This is a genomic window from Halobacillus sp. B29, from assembly GCF_052246755.1.
Classification (GTDB): Bacteria; Bacillota; Bacilli; order Bacillales; family Halobacillaceae; genus Halobacillus; species Halobacillus halophilus.
In genome coordinates this window covers 211529-228106 of sequence record NZ_JBQQCM010000005.1, presented here as the reverse complement: position 1 = coordinate 228106, position 16578 = coordinate 211529, and the positions used below count along the sequence as shown (strand labels likewise).

At 43.5% G+C, this 16578-nt stretch carries 14 protein-coding genes and 1 riboswitch; of the genes, 12 read left to right on the top strand and 2 right to left on the bottom strand.

Annotation, left to right across the window (positions count from 1 at the left end; all coding sequences use genetic code 11):
- Positions 1 to 5: 5 nt before the first annotated feature.
- The 6 genes from ACTWP7_RS08925 (at position 6) to ACTWP7_RS08900 (ending at position 6708) form a co-directional block, all read left to right on the top strand.
- Positions 6 to 857: a MetQ/NlpA family ABC transporter substrate-binding protein gene (locus ACTWP7_RS08925; RefSeq protein WP_443122892.1), complete on the top strand. Its 852-nt coding sequence runs from the start codon at positions 6 to 8 to the stop codon at positions 855 to 857.
- Between the two features lie 133 nt (positions 858 to 990).
- Positions 991 to 1731, top strand: a complete 741-nt coding sequence (locus ACTWP7_RS08920; protein WP_014645160.1) for a Cof-type HAD-IIB family hydrolase — start codon at positions 991 to 993, stop codon at positions 1729 to 1731.
- Between the two features lie 271 nt (positions 1732 to 2002).
- Entirely contained in the window at positions 2003 to 3151 is a 1149-nt protein-coding gene (locus tag ACTWP7_RS08915) for an acyl-CoA dehydrogenase family protein (RefSeq protein ID WP_443122891.1), read from the top strand.
- Between the two features lie 12 nt (positions 3152 to 3163).
- Positions 3164 to 4324, top strand: a complete 1161-nt coding sequence (locus ACTWP7_RS08910; RefSeq protein WP_443122890.1) for a thiolase family protein — start codon at positions 3164 to 3166, stop codon at positions 4322 to 4324.
- Entirely contained in the window at positions 4321 to 5088 is a 768-nt protein-coding gene (locus tag ACTWP7_RS08905; protein WP_443122889.1) for a 3-hydroxyacyl-CoA dehydrogenase, read from the top strand. Before ACTWP7_RS08910 ends, ACTWP7_RS08905 begins: the two co-directional genes overlap by 4 nt.
- Positions 5089 to 5151: 63 nt before the next feature.
- Positions 5152 to 6708 (top strand): fatty acid--CoA ligase, encoded by a 1557-nt coding sequence (locus tag ACTWP7_RS08900; protein WP_443122888.1) that lies wholly within the window; start codon positions 5152 to 5154, stop codon positions 6706 to 6708.
- 74 nt (positions 6709 to 6782) lie between these two features.
- On the opposite strand, the gene ligD is transcribed toward ACTWP7_RS08900, so the two are convergent.
- Positions 6783 to 8552, bottom strand: a complete 1770-nt coding sequence (gene ligD / locus ACTWP7_RS08895; protein WP_443122887.1) for a DNA ligase D — start codon at positions 8550 to 8552, stop codon at positions 6783 to 6785.
- Between the two features lie 101 nt (positions 8553 to 8653).
- Here ligD and ku point away from each other — a divergent pair, with 101 nt between their 5' ends.
- The 6 genes from ku to ACTWP7_RS08865 all read left to right on the top strand — a co-directional run bounded on the left by ku (position 8654) and on the right by ACTWP7_RS08865 (position 15743).
- Positions 8654 to 9490 (top strand): non-homologous end joining protein Ku, encoded by an 837-nt coding sequence (gene ku / locus ACTWP7_RS08890; RefSeq protein WP_443122886.1) that lies wholly within the window; start codon positions 8654 to 8656, stop codon positions 9488 to 9490.
- 103 nt (positions 9491 to 9593) lie between these two features.
- On the top strand, positions 9594 to 9773 hold the full coding sequence (locus tag ACTWP7_RS08885; protein WP_041601463.1) for a hypothetical protein: 180 nt from the start codon (positions 9594 to 9596) through the stop codon (positions 9771 to 9773).
- Positions 9766 to 10362 carry a Fic/DOC family protein gene (locus tag ACTWP7_RS08880; protein WP_443122885.1) on the top strand — a complete coding sequence of 199 codons (597 nt, stop codon included), beginning with the start codon at positions 9766 to 9768 and terminating at the stop codon, positions 10360 to 10362. Before ACTWP7_RS08885 ends, ACTWP7_RS08880 begins: the two co-directional genes overlap by 8 nt.
- A gap of 214 nt (positions 10363 to 10576) precedes the next feature.
- On the top strand, positions 10577 to 12082 hold the full coding sequence (gene asnB / locus ACTWP7_RS08875) for an asparagine synthase B (protein WP_443122884.1): 1506 nt from the start codon (positions 10577 to 10579) through the stop codon (positions 12080 to 12082).
- 999 nt (positions 12083 to 13081) lie between these two features.
- Positions 13082 to 14056, top strand: a complete 975-nt coding sequence (locus ACTWP7_RS08870) for a pyridoxal-phosphate dependent enzyme (protein WP_443122883.1) — start codon at positions 13082 to 13084, stop codon at positions 14054 to 14056.
- A 16-nt stretch (positions 14057 to 14072) separates the two neighbouring features.
- Positions 14073 to 15743, top strand: coding sequence for a PucR family transcriptional regulator (locus ACTWP7_RS08865; RefSeq protein ID WP_443122882.1), 1671 nt, complete (start codon positions 14073 to 14075; stop codon positions 15741 to 15743).
- A 37-nt stretch (positions 15744 to 15780) separates the two neighbouring features.
- Here the strand turns inward: ACTWP7_RS08865 and ACTWP7_RS08860 are convergent, their stop codons facing one another.
- Positions 15781 to 16308 carry a DUF3221 domain-containing protein gene (locus ACTWP7_RS08860; RefSeq protein WP_443122881.1) on the bottom strand — a complete coding sequence of 176 codons (528 nt, stop codon included), beginning with the start codon at positions 16306 to 16308 and terminating at the stop codon, positions 15781 to 15783.
- A 97-nt stretch (positions 16309 to 16405) separates the two neighbouring features.
- Positions 16406 to 16515: riboswitch (TPP riboswitch) on the top strand.
- Positions 16516 to 16578: the final 63 nt, after the last annotated feature.

Sequence of the window (16578 nt, the reverse complement as noted above, 5' to 3'; positions counted from 1 at the left end):
TCATCATGAAAAAATTATTCATTTTATTAAGTTTAGTAGCTGCCATTGGAACCGTATTAGCAGGATGTTCCAGTGAAAGCAGCGGAGCAGAATCAAGCGAAGGATCGGATGAGAAAAAGGTCGTAAAAGTCGGCCTAAATGGTTCTGGCGTGCCGATCTGGGAGAAAATAAAAGAAAAAGCAGCCAAGGAGAATATTGAAATTGAGTTAGTTGAGTTTTCAGATTATGTACGTCCTAACATGGCACTCGCGGATGGAGACATTGATTTAAACGCGTTTCAAACGGTCTCTTATTTTGACTCTTTTATAAAAGAACATGATCTGGACCTGGCGCCAATTGGTACAACGTTAATCGCTCCAATGGGAATCTACTCTGAAAAATATGAGGATGTAAAAAATATTCCAGAAGGAAGCACCATTGCTATACCAAAAGAGGCAACCAATATGGGACGGGCTTTATTACTCCTTGAAAAAGCTGGAGTGATTGGTCTGCCTGACGATTTTGATGGAAATGGGAACCTGGACAAGATTCAGGAAAATCCTAAGAATTTAAAATTTGAACCGATCGTAGCGGCCCAGACCCCCCGCGTACTGCCAGACGTTGCCGCATCAATCATTAATAATGGAGTAGCCGTTGAAGCCGGGTTTGTTCCAGTAGATGATGCCATCTTTATTGAAGATGACACGGCACAGCCTTATATAAATATCATTGCAGCCCGCGCAGATGAAACGGATAAAGAAGTGTATCAAACCATTGTCGATCTATATCAGGAAGAAGACGTAGCGCAGCACATTCGTGAAGTTTACAATGACTCCTTGATTCCTACATTTGTACCCCTTGAAAAAATAGGCTGGTAAGCAAATAGGAGCGTAAAAATTGAACTTTTGTTAATCAATTGAAACAACCAGCCGATACGGTTTAGTCGTTTCGTTGTATGAAAGTCTGTCCTTGTATTAGAATAGAGAAAGTAGAAGAGAGGACGTGAATACAATGACAGATATTAAATTAATTGCACTAGACGTAGATGGGACCCTTGTAAATCCGGAGGGAACTGTATCAGACGCGAATATTAAAGCCGTCCAAAAAGCAAAGGATCAGGGAATTCATGTCCTATTAAGTACAGGAAGATCACTGTCGCGATGCCGCGATATAGCGGAGCAGCTTGGTCGTTCTTCTTATATTGTAACGATCAACGGTGGTGAGATTTATAATCAGGACTTTGAATTGGTTGACCAGACCTTACTGGAGCCTCACCATGTCAGTCGTTTGTGGGAGCTGAAAGAAGAACATGGATTATATTTCTGGTCTTCTACGGAACAAGGAATTTTTAACTCCCAGGAACCTTTTGATAAAGAAATTGAAGAGTATAACTGGCTTAAGTTCGGTTTCGATATAGAAGATGATGAGATTAGAGAAGCTATTCTTCAGGAACTGAATGGCAATCAGGACCTTGAGGTTACAAACTCCAGTCCTACGAATATCGAAGTAAACCCAACAGGTGTCACGAAAGCCGCGGCTTTGCTAAAAGTTTGTGAATGGCTTGATCTGCGGATGGAAAACGTGATGGCGGTAGGGGACAGCATGAATGACATAGCGATGATCCGTGAATCAGGTGTAGGAGTCGCGATGGGCAACGCTCAGGATGAAGTGAAGCAAGAAGCGGCGTTCGTCACAGGAACAAATGCTGAAGATGGAGTAGCTCAGGCCATCGAAAAAATATTGAATTCATAGAGATCATAAATTCTGCTTGCAGGAAAACCAGTTGGTTTTCCTGCAAGCTTTTTTATGCGCTGCGGAGGCAAATTGCTTACCTGTAAGGGTTTATATTGGAGGACTTTAACGTCTGTTTAGCCTAAACATGGTGTAAAAACATGTCATATTATTCAATTAAACGTCTTTTTGTAACCGTTTTCCTAATCATGGAGGAATTAAACAGGAGCAGAGAGAATCATTCTATTAGAAAATGATTTCCCTTTAGGAACGATTAAATTAGGAGGCTATGATGAAAGCAGGTTACATAAAAGAAGAGCATGATATTTTGCGAAGGTCACTACGCCAATTTCTGGAGAAAGAAGCTTATCCATACTTTAAGGAGTGGGAAAAACAAAAAGCCATTCCACGTTCCTTTTGGAAAAAACTCGGGGAACAAGGTTATCTATGTCCTTGGCTAGATCAGGAGTATGGCGGATTCCATGCTGACTTTGGTTACTCCGTAATTATTAATGAAGAGATGGAAAGAGTGGGGACAGGATTGATTGGCATTGGCCTGCACAACGACATCGTCGTTCCCTATTTATCCGCTTACGGGACCGAGGACCAAAAGAAAAGTTGGCTTTCGAAATGTACGACAGGGGAATGTGTGACCGCTATTGCTATGACTGAGCCAGGGGCTGGTTCAGACCTGGCAGCGGTAAAGACAACAGCTCAGAAGACAGACGACCACTATACATTAAATGGGGAAAAGACGTTTATCACCAATGGTACCTATGCCGATTTAGTCCTCGTGGTGTGCAAGACGGATCCTAAAGCCTCTCCAGCTCATAAAGGGATCAGTCTGATCGTAGTAGAGAAAGACACACCGGGCTTTACAAGGGGAAAACAGCTCGAAAAAGTGGGACTTCACAGCCAGGATACGTCTGAACTTATTTTCGAAGACGCTAAAGTACCGGCTGCCAATCTGATAGGGAAAGAAGGAGAGGGGTTCTATTATTTGATGAATCAGCTTCAGCAGGAACGGCTGATCGTAGGAATTGGAGCCATTGCTTCCTGTGAGCGAATGCTAGAACTGACGATCCAATATGTAAAAGAACGCCAGGCGTTCGGACGGTCGATCGCTTCTTTTCAAAATACTCAGTTCAAACTGGCTGAACTGCAGACGGAAGTTGAAATAGGCCGTACTTTTCTCGACCGAACGATAGAAGCTCATATACAGGAAGAAAATGTGGAAAAACAGGTTTCCATGGCCAAATGGTGGACAACTGAACTTGTGAAAAAAGTGGCGCTTGAATGTATGCAATTGCACGGAGGCTACGGATATATGGAAGAGTATGAGATAGCCAGAAGGTTCCGTGACGCACCAGTCACAGCTATTTATGCAGGCACGAATGAAGTCATGAAATCAATCATTGCGAAAAAAATGGGGCTCGTTTAGGAGGCAGGGAATATGAAGGAAGTAGTTATCGTTGAAGCGGTTCGTACCCCGGTTGGAAAGAGAAATGGTTTATTAAGTGGGCAAAGGCCCGATGAACTCTTTGCGTTAGTGCTACAGGAACTAATCGAACGGAGTCAAGTGGATCCTAAGGAAGTAGAAGACGTCATTGCAGGCTGTGTATCACAAGTAGGTGAGCAGGCGGGGGACGTAGCCAGGATTTCAGCGCTAATGGCAGGTTTTCCACTAGAGGTACCCGGAGTAACCGTAGACCGTCAATGCGGGTCGAGTCAGCAGGCCGTTCATTTTGCTTCCCAGGCGATTGCCTGTGGGGATATGGACGTAGTTATTGCCGGAGGAGTAGAAAGCATGTCGCGTGTACCGATGTTTTCCAATATGCAAGGGAGCAAGTATAGTGAACAGCTTACTGAGAAGTATGACATGATCAACCAGGGTCTATCCGCTGAACGCATTGCAGAAAAGTGGGAAATATCAAAGGAGGAACTGGATGCTTATGCTGCTTCCAGTCACGAAAGGGCCCTAAATGCGATTAAAGAAGGATATTTCGAAAGAGAAACAATGACGGTAATGGGGGCGAATGAGCAGGGACAGTCCGTAAAGGTGAATGTGGATCAGGGACCGAGGCCGGGCACGTCGACAGCTTCTCTTTCTCAACTGAAGCCTGCTTTTAAAAAGGATGGACTTATTACAGCTGGAAATTCAAGTCAGATTAGTGATGGAGCAGCTGCCCTTTTATTAATGTCGCGTGAAAAAGCGGAAGAGTTAGGTGTGCAGCCTAGATTTAGAATTGTTGCCCGCTCCGTAGTTGGCTCCGATCCAACCCTAATGTTGACGGGACCAGTTCCTGCTACACATAAAGTATTACAAAAATCCGGACTTAGCATCGATGACATCGATCTGTTTGAAGTTAATGAAGCTTTTGCGTCCGTACCTTTATTCTGGATGAAGGAAACAAAGGTGGAACATGACCGGTTAAATGTAAATGGAGGAGCTATCGCTCTAGGTCATCCCTTAGGAGCTACAGGAGCTAAACTTATGACTAGTTTACTTCATGAATTGGAGCGTATCGGGGGGCGATATGGTTTGGTTGCGATATGTGAAGGATTGGGAATGGCCAATGGTACCATTATTGAACGACTGGACAAGCAGGAATGAACGGTAAAGAGAGCGTAGCGATTGTCACGGGCGGAGCCTCCGGTTTAGGGGAAGCAGTGGTCCGAAGTATAGTAGAGAACGGCGGGCGTGCTGTTATTGCAGATCAGGATACAGAAAGAGGAAGTAAGCTTGCTCAATCGTTAGGAGAGGCGGCTCTTTTTAAAAAAACAGATGTGACTTCTTCGGAGCAAGCGAAAGAGCTCATTGATCAGGTATGTCGCACTTTTGGTAAAGTGAACGTTCTTGTCAATTGTGCTGGAATTGCAGCTGGAGAAAAGGTGATTGGAAAGCAGGGAGTTCATCAATTAGAATCCTTTTCGAAGGTGATAGAAGTAAATCTAATAGGCACATTTAATATGATTCGACTGACTGCTGAGCAGATGCAGCACAACCTGCCAAATGAAAAAGGTGAGTGCGGTGTCATTGTGAATACCGCATCTATTGCAGCGTATGACGGGCAGATTGGACAGTCCGCCTACAGTGCTTCAAAGAGCGGGGTGATCGGGATGACTCTCCCCATATCAAGAGAGCTTGGCCAGCACGGAATACGAGTAATGACGATTGCTCCAGGATTGTTTGATACACCTATGTTCAGTCAGGTTCCAGAGTATGCGCGAGATTCGTTAGGAAATATGACGCCTTTTCCTAAACGACTCGGTAAGCCCGCAGAATTCAGCCAGCTGGTACTTGCTATATTGGATAACGTCATGTTGAACGGGGAGGTGATCCGTCTCGACGGAGCAGTGAGGATGCCAATTAAGTAGGTGTTCATGAGAGGGTTCTTGAAAACGTGTGTTACTAAAATTATATAAAAGGAGTCGATCAAAGTGGGAGCAACATTACGTAGCATGTTTGAACAGACGGCAGCGAAATATCCGAACAAAGAGGGATTAGTAGATCTGCGTTTAGGTACAAGATGGACGTTTCAGGAGTGGGATGTTGAAGTAAATCGACTGGCTAATGCACTTAAGACCTCTGGCGTCGGAAAAGGGGATAAAGTCTCCACCATCCTCTTCAATACTGCTGAGTTTGCTACAGCACTCTTTGCCTGTACGAAGCTTGGAGCCATCTTCAATCCGATCAACTTCAGGCTGACCTCTAAAGAAATCGAATTTATTCTAAAAGACGCTGATCCGAAAGTGGTTCTTTTTGAAAAGGCTGTGGCAGATCGAGTGGAGCCGTTGGTTCCTGTGCTTAGCGATGTAGAGTTATGGTCAATTGATGAACACGACCTTGCTTATGCTGTCCATTACTATGATCAATTAATAGATGCTCCCATTGTCAGACCTTCCTGCGATTTAGATGAAACAGATCCCTATGCGATCATGTACACCTCTGGTACGACTGGCCTTCCAAAGGGGGTCGTTCACTCACACAGGGATATGATTGATCAATCTTTAATTATGGCAGCCTGCCTGCAGTTGAACCCGGAGGAGCGGGGATTAACCACGGCTCCCATCTTCCACTGTGCTGAACTGCATTGCGCTTTCTTCCCAAGAGTCATGATTGGAAGTACCAATGTACTGCTTCACCACTTTGATGCTCCTTCGGTTATTGAAACGATTAAACAGGAGCAAATTACGACGTTGTTTGCTGCACCTACCATGTGGAATATGATGCTCCAGGAGGACTTCTCCCAAGAGGATTTTCAGACCCTCAGAAAAGGACTGTATGGTGGAGCGCCAATGGCACCCGCCTTAACATTACGTCTGCACGAAGCGATTGGAGTACAGCTTCTGCAGGCTTATGGTATGACGGAGATGGGGCCGGCAATTACTGCTTTAATGGAAGACGAACAGATTTCAAAAGCTGGATCAGCGGGCCGCGCTCTGTTAAATCATGAAATTCGGGTAGTAAGAACCAACGAGCATGGGCCATCTGAACCGGAGGCAATCTGCAAACCTGGTGAACGAGGGGAAATTATTGTACGAGGACCTAGTATGATGGAAGGGTATTACAACCGACCGGAAGCAACAGAGGAAGCTCTGTATAAAGGGTGGTATCATACAGGAGATATTGGCTCAATAGATGATGAGGGTTATTTATGGGTCAGTGATAGGGTTAAAGATATGATTATATCGGGCGGGGAAAATATATATTCCAGAGAGGTAGAAGATACTCTTTTTGAGCACCCTCTTGTACTCGATGCGGCTGTTATTGGTGAACCGGATGAAATATGGGGAGAACGAGTGGTAGCTTTTATTGTTAAACAAGATGAAAGCCTTAATGAACAAACCCTTGATGAGTTCTGTACCTCCAGTAACCGGCTCGCCCGGTATAAGCGACCCAGACGCTATGAGTTTGTAGATGAGCTTCCGAGAAATGCCAGTGGTAAACTTCAAAAGTTCAAATTAAGAGAAGCTTTCAATTTAGTATCTGAGTAGCAGCCCATTAAAATCCCCGGGAATATTTCCGGGGATTTTTTCATTTCCCGGGCAATAATCGACAGAAATACAGATTATTTATCGCTCATTACATTTCGCAACTGATCAATTGGCTGCTCGTATCTTGCTTTTTCATAATTAGAAAAAGGACAACCCACTCGCTCAATGCGCTCTACTATATTTTTAATCGTAAACGACCTGGGATCAAGATTCTTGGTTACTTCCTCCCAATACACAGGGGTGGCAACTGTGGCTTCTTTGGTTGCTCGAGCAGAGTAGGGGGCTATTATTGTTTTGCCTTCTGCATGCTGTACATAGTCTATATAGAGACGATCTCCCCGTTTCTTTTTGAGACGTTCAATTGTAAAAAGATCAGGCTCTTGTTCCACAAGCACCCGTGCAAAAGTTTCGGTGATCCTCCTGGTTTCTTCATAACTCAGAGTGCGTTCTGGGATAGGGATATGGATTTGCATTCCTTTTTTTCCGGAAGTTTTTATGAAACTTTTAATGTTCAGCTTGTCCATAAGAGGTTTTAACAGGCTGGCTGCTGAAATGGCCAAGTGAAAGTGGTTTTGGTCTGGAGGGTCCAGGTCAATGACAATTTCATCAGGGAAGGAAGCTCCTGCTTTTTGAAAAGGAAGGTGCAGTTCAAGAGCACCCTGGTTGGCGATCCACATCAGGGAGGATAAGTTTTGACATAGAATATAACGTTCTCCTGCTTCTTCAAAGACATCAACATAATCCGGCGCATGATCAGGATAGTGCTTTTGATAGAAAGATTGTTGATTAATTCCGTCCGGGTAGCGGATTAAGGTTATTTTCTTATCTTGAAGAAAACGTAGAAGATAGGGCGATACCATTCTCATATACACTAAATAGTCCATTTTGGACAGGCCGTTCCATAATTCTTTGGAGAGATTTGTAGCTTCCACTTGTTCCGGAAAGAGAGACAAATCCCATTTCAGCTTCTGTAAAGTACAGTCGGACGGAGACAGATCAAACCGGAACTGGTGAAATGTAGGCTCTCTCATCTCTCCTTTTTCAGCATTCAAACAATGAATATCAACACATACGCTTGGTTCTATCTCCCACACCTGTTTTTTTCTAGTTCCTTTCTCTTTAAAAAAATTTCGTAAAGTATGATCTTCTTCAGCTGTCATGCCGTGTTTAAAGTGCCCCAGAGGATAAAGGCTGTTATTTTTTTCTTCCACATGAAGCTGGTAGTATCCGTTCGATTGGTCATAACTTGTAAGAAACCCGGAAGCAGCTCTCCATTGCTTGGCTTTAAGCCAATGTTTAGATCTTACACCGGCTTCATAGCGGCTAGTTTTTCTTTTCGCAATGATTCCTTCTCCGCGATGAAGATGGACAAGACCTTCAACATCCTTCAGGTCAGGAAACGATTCGACAGCCTGTATGCTGGGATGACGTAAGGTCTTAAGAAGTTCTTCAAGAATCTTCTTCCTTTCTATGTAGGAAGCCTTCTCCTCATTCAGGTAGTCAAACGCCATAAAGACGGCTGGTCTCTGCCTGGCCGACCGCTGTATTTTATCTGCATTTCGTAACCTTCCTCTTTGCTGAAGGGCAGAAAAGCAAGCTTGATAAGGGGTGTTTAAGATGACGAGTTCCCCATCCAGCGTAAAAGGGGAGAAGTCAGAGTCGATTTTCAACTCGCTTATTTCAGGAAACTGAGAAGTAAAGTCTTTGCCATTTCGACTTATGAGTGTAATGTTACCCTCGTTCACATGTAAGAGTACACGAAATCCATCATATTTCACTTCATACATCCACTCATCACTTTCAGGGAGATCGTCCGTCAGCGTCAACAGCATAGGTTTGACCATCTTTATACCTCCTCATTGTATCCATTAGTTTGAGTTATCCCTGCGCTTTTAAACATATTTTCCCTGCATTCGAGAAAGCTATGGAAAAAGGAGTGGGCTCTATGCATACAATGTGGAAAGGCACGATTAGCTTTGGGCTGGTTAATATTCCAATAAAGCTTCATGCAGCAACCGAGAATAAGGACATTAAGCTCAGACAGCTTCACGAAGAATGTAAATCGCCGATTGAATATAAAAAAAGGTGCCCGGTTTGTGAGAGGGAAGTAGAAAGTCAGGAAATTGTAAAAGCTTATGAATACGCTAAGAACAAATTCGTGGTCTTAGATGCGGAAGATCTAGAGACGTTAAAAAAGGAACAGGAAGATAAAGCCGTAGAGATTCTGGACTTTGTAAAACTTGAAGAAATTGACCCCATTTATTTTGAAAGAAGCTACTATATGTCACCGAGCGAAGGTGGAGGTAAAGCCTATGGATTGTTAAGAAAAGCGCTAACCGACACAGGAAAAATCGGTGTAGCAAAGATTATTATTCGTTCTAAAGAGCAGCTTGCCATCGTTCGTGTTTACCAAAATACGCTGGTTATGGAGACCATTCATTTCCCGGACGAAGTCCGCCAATCTAAAGATGTACCTAACGTTCCGGAAGAAACGGAACTGAGCAAAAAAGAGGTAAGTACAGCCGTGACGTTAATTGATCAGCTTACGGCAGAGTTTGACCCGGAAAAGTATAAGGATGAATACCGTAAAGCTCTGCTTGATTTAATTGAAGCTAAAAGAAACAATGAAGAGGTTACCACAGCTGCGGATAAACCGAAGCCTGATAATGTAACTGATTTGATGGAAGCTTTAGAGAAATCTTTAGAAAAAACAAAAGGAGGGACCAAGAAAAAGACAACAAAGCGAAAATCGAATACAGGTTCAAAGAAGAAAACCTCATAAAAAAGGCGTCGTAATAGGATTTTGTCGCTCGATTCACCTGTATTTTTTCTCCAAATTGTAGTATAATATATAATAGAATGATTATGAGGCGGAGGGTTTGTTAATGAGTACGCGTACAGAGGAAGAGGCGGAAAATTTGATGCGTCCAGCTAAAGCATCATTGGCTGTCGAAGGCCTGCGCCTAAGTCAAAAGCAAGAGACACTTGTGAAGAAATGTTTAACCGGTGCCATCACCCATAAGGAATTTATTAAGAGGGCTTTGGAACTTTCGCGACATGCCTAACTCCCGATACGGCAGTGGCTCTTCCCGTTATTACTACCGGGATTCTACGGTTCTGATTAACCATTATGATATTATGGATGACAATCAGTTACAGAGAATGGAGACGATTCTTTCCACCCAGCGTTTGGCTGAACTTCAGGCATTTCCTGCCCAAGGTGATTTTGATTTACGTCATTTGCAAAAGATTCATAAGTATTTATTTGGAGATTTGTATCCATTTGCCGGGGAAATACGGACTGAAAATATAACCAAGGATGGGTTCTCTTTTGCTCAAGCACGCTTTATTAAAGAAGCCGCTGGTCCGCTGTTTGAAGCAATAGCAAAAGAAGATTGGGAACATATGGACCGTGGAGAGTTAGCAGTTTATCTTGCTTATTACATGGCGGAGTTAAATGTACTCCATCCTTTTCGAGAAGGAAATGGGCGCGCACTCCGTGAGTTTATTCGCTGTCTGGCCTTAGAAGCGAATTTCGATCTTGATTGGTCTGTGCTCCCTAGAGAACGGATTTTGCAAGCAAGCATTGAGTCTGTCCATGACACCCACATGCTTAGACGAGTCATTGAAGAATCGTTAAGTAAAAAGAAATAAAGTACACGCCTCCAGCTATTATGAAGCTGGAGGCTTTATTTTTTTTCAAAAAGCAAACATTCCCTGCGTCTTTTGCTACAGTACTCCTGGTCATAGAAAGTAGGCTTTTTTACAGGAATTTGGAGGTATTTGAGGTTTGAATAATATTGCAAATGGGCGTAGCCTGTTGTAAGACTACTGACAAGAAAGATATTTATGGAGGAGGATCCGTCAAATGTGTGGGATATTTGTGTCAATGGGAGAAATCGAAAAGAGCCAAATGGATGAAGTACTGCAACTACTTCATCACCGTGGTCCGGATGAAGGGAAATCAGTTGTGACCGACCGCGTCCATTTAGGTCACCGGCGCCTCTCGATTATAGGCCTGGATGATGGTATTCAACCCATTCACAACGCTGAAAAAGATCAATGGATCGTCTGTAATGGAGAAATTTACAATTTTGAATCTATAAAATCAGAGTTGGAAAGTAAGACCAGCTTTCTGACTCAGTCAGATAGTGAAGTGGCTTTAAAACTGATCGAATCAGAAGGCGCGAAAGCCATTGATCAGCTTGATGGAATGTTTGCTTTCTTTATTGCGGATGAACGTAATGGTAGCTTTATTGTAGCCCGTGATCCATTAGGGATAAAACCTTTATATTACGGATTAGACAAGGGCGGACAGTATGTATTTTCTTCTGAGCTTAAGGCTATTGAACGCTTCGTTCATAAACCTGAAGAGTTCCCCCATGGTCATTACTTCACTCCTGAAGAAGGTTTTGTATGTTATAGACATGTGCAAGCTCCAAAAAGTATGTTTAATGAAGAGTCACTGGATCGGGTCAACCAATCGATTCGTGAAACGTTGGAGAAAGCTGTGGAGAAGCGTTTACTTGCCGACGTAGAAGTGGGTGTTCTGCTGAGCGGCGGTCTGGACAGCAGTTTAATAGCCGCGATCGCTAAACGATATCATAAAGGGCAATTTCCGATTAAATCTTTTTGTGTTGGAGCGGAAGGCAGTGCGGATGTAATCAATGCACGAAAAGTGGCCGAAGCGATTGGAACAGATCATTATGAATATATTTATACGCAGGAGGAACTGGTAGCGGCGGTAGAGGATGTAATCTACCATTTAGAGTCTTATGAACCTTCCTTAGTCAGAAGTGCGATTCCAAATTATTTCGTATCAAAATTAGCATCAGAACATGTGAAAGTAATCCTTTCAGGTGAAGGTGCTGATGAACTGTTCGCAGGCTACGCCTACATGGAGAGGTTTCAGGATACAAGAATGCTTAATAAAGAAATCATCCGGATCCTAAATACTCTTCATCATGTTAACCTGCAGCGTGCCGATAGAATGAGCATGGCGCATTCGCTTGAACTTCGTGTTCCGTTTCTTGATATGGAAGTGGTAGAGAATGCCCTGAAAATTCCGGCTGGTCTGAAGATTCATAAAAAAGACCGCATGGAAAAATGGCTGCTCCGAAAATCGTTTGATGGCGTGCTCCCTGATGAAGTTCTCTGGAGAAAGAAAGCAGAATTCTCTGAAGGAAGCGGAGCGCTGGATCTACTGGATGCGCATGCCGAAGAAAGCATCACGGATGATGAATTGATTCGTCTTCAGGAGACTGCCCCTGTAGAAATTCGCTCGAAGCAGGAAGCTTTTTACTATCGAATATTTAAAAAGCATTTCCCTGGAGAAAATATGATTCAGACCGTGGGGAAATGGGCTACGGCTTAGGAGACGTTTAATTTCCCATGTTACATTATCGTCATAGAAAAGATCTAACCCCTTACTGATAATAATAAATTATTCCAAGCTTCTCAGCCTGGAGAGAACCCATCTGGTTCCTCTCCAGGCTATTTTTTATCTTACTCTACAAACGCCTTATTAAACAATCGGGCCGTTTAGTTGAATACTCGATTTCGAGATATTGAGTGGAGAAAGGGACTCCAGGGAACGGCTCGCTTTCCCCGGGCATGTGGTGAGCTTCCTCAGGCTTCGCCTTTCGGGATCTCACCGATCATGTTCATTCCGCAGGAGTTTTCGCCGTTCCCTTCCACCTCTTTGCGTTCATAAGAAGCTCCAACCCCTTTATGTAAATGCCTTCATAAAAGGAAGGGTAACCTACGTGCTCAACGCTAAATAAAGAGTCTGTACAGGGGAGAAAGCCGTTTATAGAAGCATTTAAGACGCGTTAGGGTTCCCACTTTTTCTACTAGCAGGATCCGTTCATAAAATTATAGTTGGGTTGGAGGAGAAATAGCGAGACTCCCGTGGTAGAAGGATCTAGGTGAGCCCCCACAGGAGTGAAAACGACTGAGGAAGCTCCTGGTAAAAAGGAGGAACGACTAAAGTCGCCACGTCCTGTGGCATCGTCGATCGACCCCACGTCGTGTAGGGCCATAGGAAAGTGTCCAGATGTGGAATCACCCCGATAGACACGAACGGCTTATGTCTCGAGTATCTGGGTGATGGAACAAGACGAGTTATTTCCCCTCCAACCCTTATCCATCTGACATAACGGAACGATTTATCTCGAAACTGAGTCTTCAACAAATTTGAGCTTATCTTTAACAAGCTACAATGAAACTATCGAAGAAAAAGGAGGAATATTGTTTTTTTCCTGACAGACTCTTTTATGAGAAGCGTACTATCAACTATAATAAGAAGTACAACAAAAATATCAGAAAAGTCAGAATGGTTGTCTCATATAGTAAAGAAAAGGGGGACGGGCTGGTGGAGCATCCATTATTGCCATTTAGAGAAGTCTGGAAAGCAAAAAAACGCATTCGAGAGATTGTTGATGGCCCAACACCTTTAATTTATTCTGAGCATCTTTCCCAACATGCGGGCTCACATGTCTACTTGAAGCTTGAACACGTTCATCCCACCGGATCATTTAAGCTGAGGGGGGCTGCGAACAAAATCCTCTCGCTGACACCGGAGGAAAAAGAGAAAGGAGTCGCTACTTTTTCTACAGGAAACCATGGAATCGCTGTCTCCTATGTGGCGGGACAATCTAACATTCCGTGTGTCGTCTGTATATCTAATCGTGTACCCGCGGCTAAAGTCGATCGTTTGAAGCGTCTGGGAGCTCAGGTAGAAGTGGTGGGGGAAAGTCAGGATGATGCTGAAGCCCGCTGCTATGAACTTCAGAGAGAAGCTGGTATGACCGTTATCAAACCATTTGACGACCGGGAAGTGATCGCAGGTCAAGGGACCATTGGACTTGAAATTATGGAGCAGTGTCCGGATGTGGATCAGGTAATTATTCCTTTATCAGGGGGTGGATTACTATCAGGTATTGGGGCCTCTTTAAAGAGTATTGATCCTGACATTCAAATCACCGGGGTCTCAATGGAAAGATCAGCGGTTATGTATGAGAGTCTGCTAAAGGGCAAGCCCGTTATCCTGAAAGAAGAAGACACGCTAGCAGATAGTCTGCTTGGCGGCCTTGGTCCTAATAATGAGTACACTTTTTCTTTAACACAGACCTTTTTAGATGAAGCAAAATTGGTTTCTGAAGCATCGATTGGGAAAGGAATTTTATTCATGCTTAACCATCACAAAATGGCGGTGGAAGGTGCTGCTGCAGCAGGCGTCGGCTGGCTACTTAACGAAAAGCGTGCTAAAGGTAACCATGTCGTACTGGTGGTCAGCGGAAACAACATTGACCAACAAACCATCGATCACTTAATTAAGAATCAATAGGGCAGGAGTGAAGCGAATGGGAGTTACAGTGGAAAATGTGCTGCGGTTACCTATTTTTGAACAAGCCAAAGTGTTAACTAAGATCACAGATAAGCCCGTTCAATGGATATCCGTAATCGAGACACCTGTGGAAAATTTTGTTAGAAACAATGAATTTGTACTGAGTACCGGGGTGGGCTGCGGAGACGATATAACGGCACTTGAGGAATATGTGAAGGATGTTATTCGTGCAGATGCTTCAGCTCTCGCTTTTGCTACAGGACGATATCTTTACAAAATCCCGGACCGCATTCTGAAAATAGCAGAGGAACACAATTTCATGATTATGGAAATTCCATGGGAGGTGAGGTTCGGAGATATTCTGCAGGATGTTCTTCGTTTAATAAGTGAAGAAAAGCAGACCGGACAGCAGCGAGCCGAAACCATCCGACAGGAATTGATTAATTGTGTATTGAATGGCAAAGGATTGCAGGAAATCACCACGATTCTTTACGATAATACTCATATTCCTGCTGCTATCAGTGATCATAATAAACAAATCAGGGCTAATCAGCAATTCGACCGTTATTTTCTGGACGTGCTGAACGGAAAAGAAAACGAAGCGTTTCAACTCGTTTCTCCCGAGCCTTTTAGTGATCATCCATTAGTTCATTACATTGAAAAATATGAGATTGGTCCGCATTTTTGCTATCAGCTGACGATCCTTTCGAATTATAAAAAGCAAGGATATCTGCTGTTTAAGCCAGAGGAGGACCATGAATTGTCATGGGTGGATTTATCGATTTTAGAGCATACGTTAACGGCCTGCGCTTTATATTTTGTAAAAGAAAACGCAATCGAAATGACCGAAATCCGCTTGAAGGATAACTTTCTGCTAGAACTTGCCAAAACCGAAGTCGATATCGATAAGTCGCTCCTGGCAAAAGCTCACCTCCTTGGATATGATTTAGAGAAACCATATGTATGTCTCGTAGGGGATATTCGATTTAAAAAGCAGGTTGATGGTCCCGTAGGTTCAGAGGAACATTCGGTCCAATCTTCCTCCATGCACAGCCGGAACTACTATATTCAAAAGGAAGTGACACATGCAGGCGATGTGCTGAAGCGTCAGACGATGACCACTTTTGATGAAGGGGAAGTCATTGTTTATATAGAAGCGGATGCCAAGACATACACGGAGACAGCCAATCAGTTTCTTGATCTTGTGGAGCGGCGCCTTCACGAGTTACTTGCCGGTATTACGATTTCCTGGGGAGTCTCCTGCCATAAAGATGGCCTGTACAACTTCCACCAGAGCTATGAAGAGGCCGCTACCGCTTTAAATATCGGGCGCCAGAAACATGAAGATGGTGACCGCACTTTTTTCAGTGATACACGAATGAATCGCTTGTTAATGGCCCTATCACACGAAAAGGAAATTGAGTTTATTGTCCAGAATACCTTGGAGAAACTAATTGAATATGATCAGCGAAGACAGACCGACTTAATTCATACGTTCATTGTTTATAACAAATACAACAGTAACGTAAGCCAGACGGCCCGTGCCTTAAATCTTCACCGCCAGTCGTTGCTGCATCGCTTAAGGAATATTGAACAATTAACAGGGCTTTCCTTATTGGATGCAGATGATCTTTTCCTCCTGGAGCTCAGTGTGCGATTATGGATGTTGAAGAAAATAGAAAAATGAGCGCTTCTTCTGCAAAGGAGCCGCTCATTTTTATTTATTATCTGTCGGCGACGATTGTTTCTAAGTCTTCGTTCCTTGAACCAATTCTAGTTAATTGAATCTCCCATACATCCTCTTCCTCAACATAAGAAATCATCTTTACGGCTAAAAGTTTGTCCCCCGGAATCTCCATTAGAGCTTTAGACAGAGCCTCAGAAGCTTCTAAATCTGCACCCTCTACATGGCTCATTTCGAGAACCGTCACTTCTTCTGCTTCTGCCTGAGAAGGGAAGGATTCACGGACCCCATTTTTCACCCACACTTCTACTTGTTTCCCTACCCAGCGGTCTTTAGGAGCGCCTGAGACCCACATCGCATTCGCAGTACTGTCAGAATTAGAGTCCAAGGGGGAGACCACTAGGATTTGGTCCTTTTTCTGCTCCATAACAAATCCAGTAATTTCAGGAGGCGCAGGATTTTCCTGTTCGGGTGATTTTTTGGAATCACTATCAGAATTAGAAGTTGGTGCAGAGCCGCACCCGGCCAGAATCAAAGCTATGAAAAATATGCATCCCCAAGCTTTCATGGACTTGCCTGCCTTTCTATTTGGATTTTTGAATAATTTTCCATGACATCTATCTTTAACTTTGTTATAGTGTAAAACAACCAAGTGAATCTATGATTATAACTACTAGGGGAGCCTAAATAGGCTGAGAGGAAAGCAAAGAAGCATTCCGACTCTTAAGAACCTGATCTGGTTAAGACCAGCGGAGGGAAGTAGTCTACTATTTTTTATTAGACATTACCCTTTTAAGTCAGGTCCTTCCCAGGATCTGGCTTTTTTATTTTTCCCCTA

Coding starts and splice junctions, on each gene's coding strand:
- ACTWP7_RS08925 (WP_443122892.1), top strand. CDS start 6: ATGAAAAAATTATTCATTTTATTAAGTTTAGTAGCTGCCATTGGAACC.
- ACTWP7_RS08920 (WP_014645160.1), top strand. CDS start 991: ATGACAGATATTAAATTAATTGCACTAGACGTAGATGGGACCCTTGTA.
- ACTWP7_RS08915 (WP_443122891.1), top strand. CDS start 2,003: ATGAAAGCAGGTTACATAAAAGAAGAGCATGATATTTTGCGAAGGTCA.
- ACTWP7_RS08910 (WP_443122890.1), top strand. CDS start 3,164: ATGAAGGAAGTAGTTATCGTTGAAGCGGTTCGTACCCCGGTTGGAAAG.
- ACTWP7_RS08905 (WP_443122889.1), top strand. CDS start 4,321: ATGAACGGTAAAGAGAGCGTAGCGATTGTCACGGGCGGAGCCTCCGGT.
- ligD (WP_443122887.1), bottom strand. CDS start 8,552: ATGGTCAAACCTATGCTGTTGACGCTGACGGACGATCTCCCTGAAAGT.
- ku (WP_443122886.1), top strand. CDS start 8,654: ATGCATACAATGTGGAAAGGCACGATTAGCTTTGGGCTGGTTAATATT.
- ACTWP7_RS08885 (WP_041601463.1), top strand. CDS start 9,594: ATGAGTACGCGTACAGAGGAAGAGGCGGAAAATTTGATGCGTCCAGCT.
- ACTWP7_RS08880 (WP_443122885.1), top strand. CDS start 9,766: ATGCCTAACTCCCGATACGGCAGTGGCTCTTCCCGTTATTACTACCGG.
- asnB (WP_443122884.1), top strand. CDS start 10,577: ATGTGTGGGATATTTGTGTCAATGGGAGAAATCGAAAAGAGCCAAATG.
- ACTWP7_RS08865 (WP_443122882.1), top strand. CDS start 14,073: ATGGGAGTTACAGTGGAAAATGTGCTGCGGTTACCTATTTTTGAACAA.
- ACTWP7_RS08860 (WP_443122881.1), bottom strand. CDS start 16,308: ATGAAAGCTTGGGGATGCATATTTTTCATAGCTTTGATTCTGGCCGGG.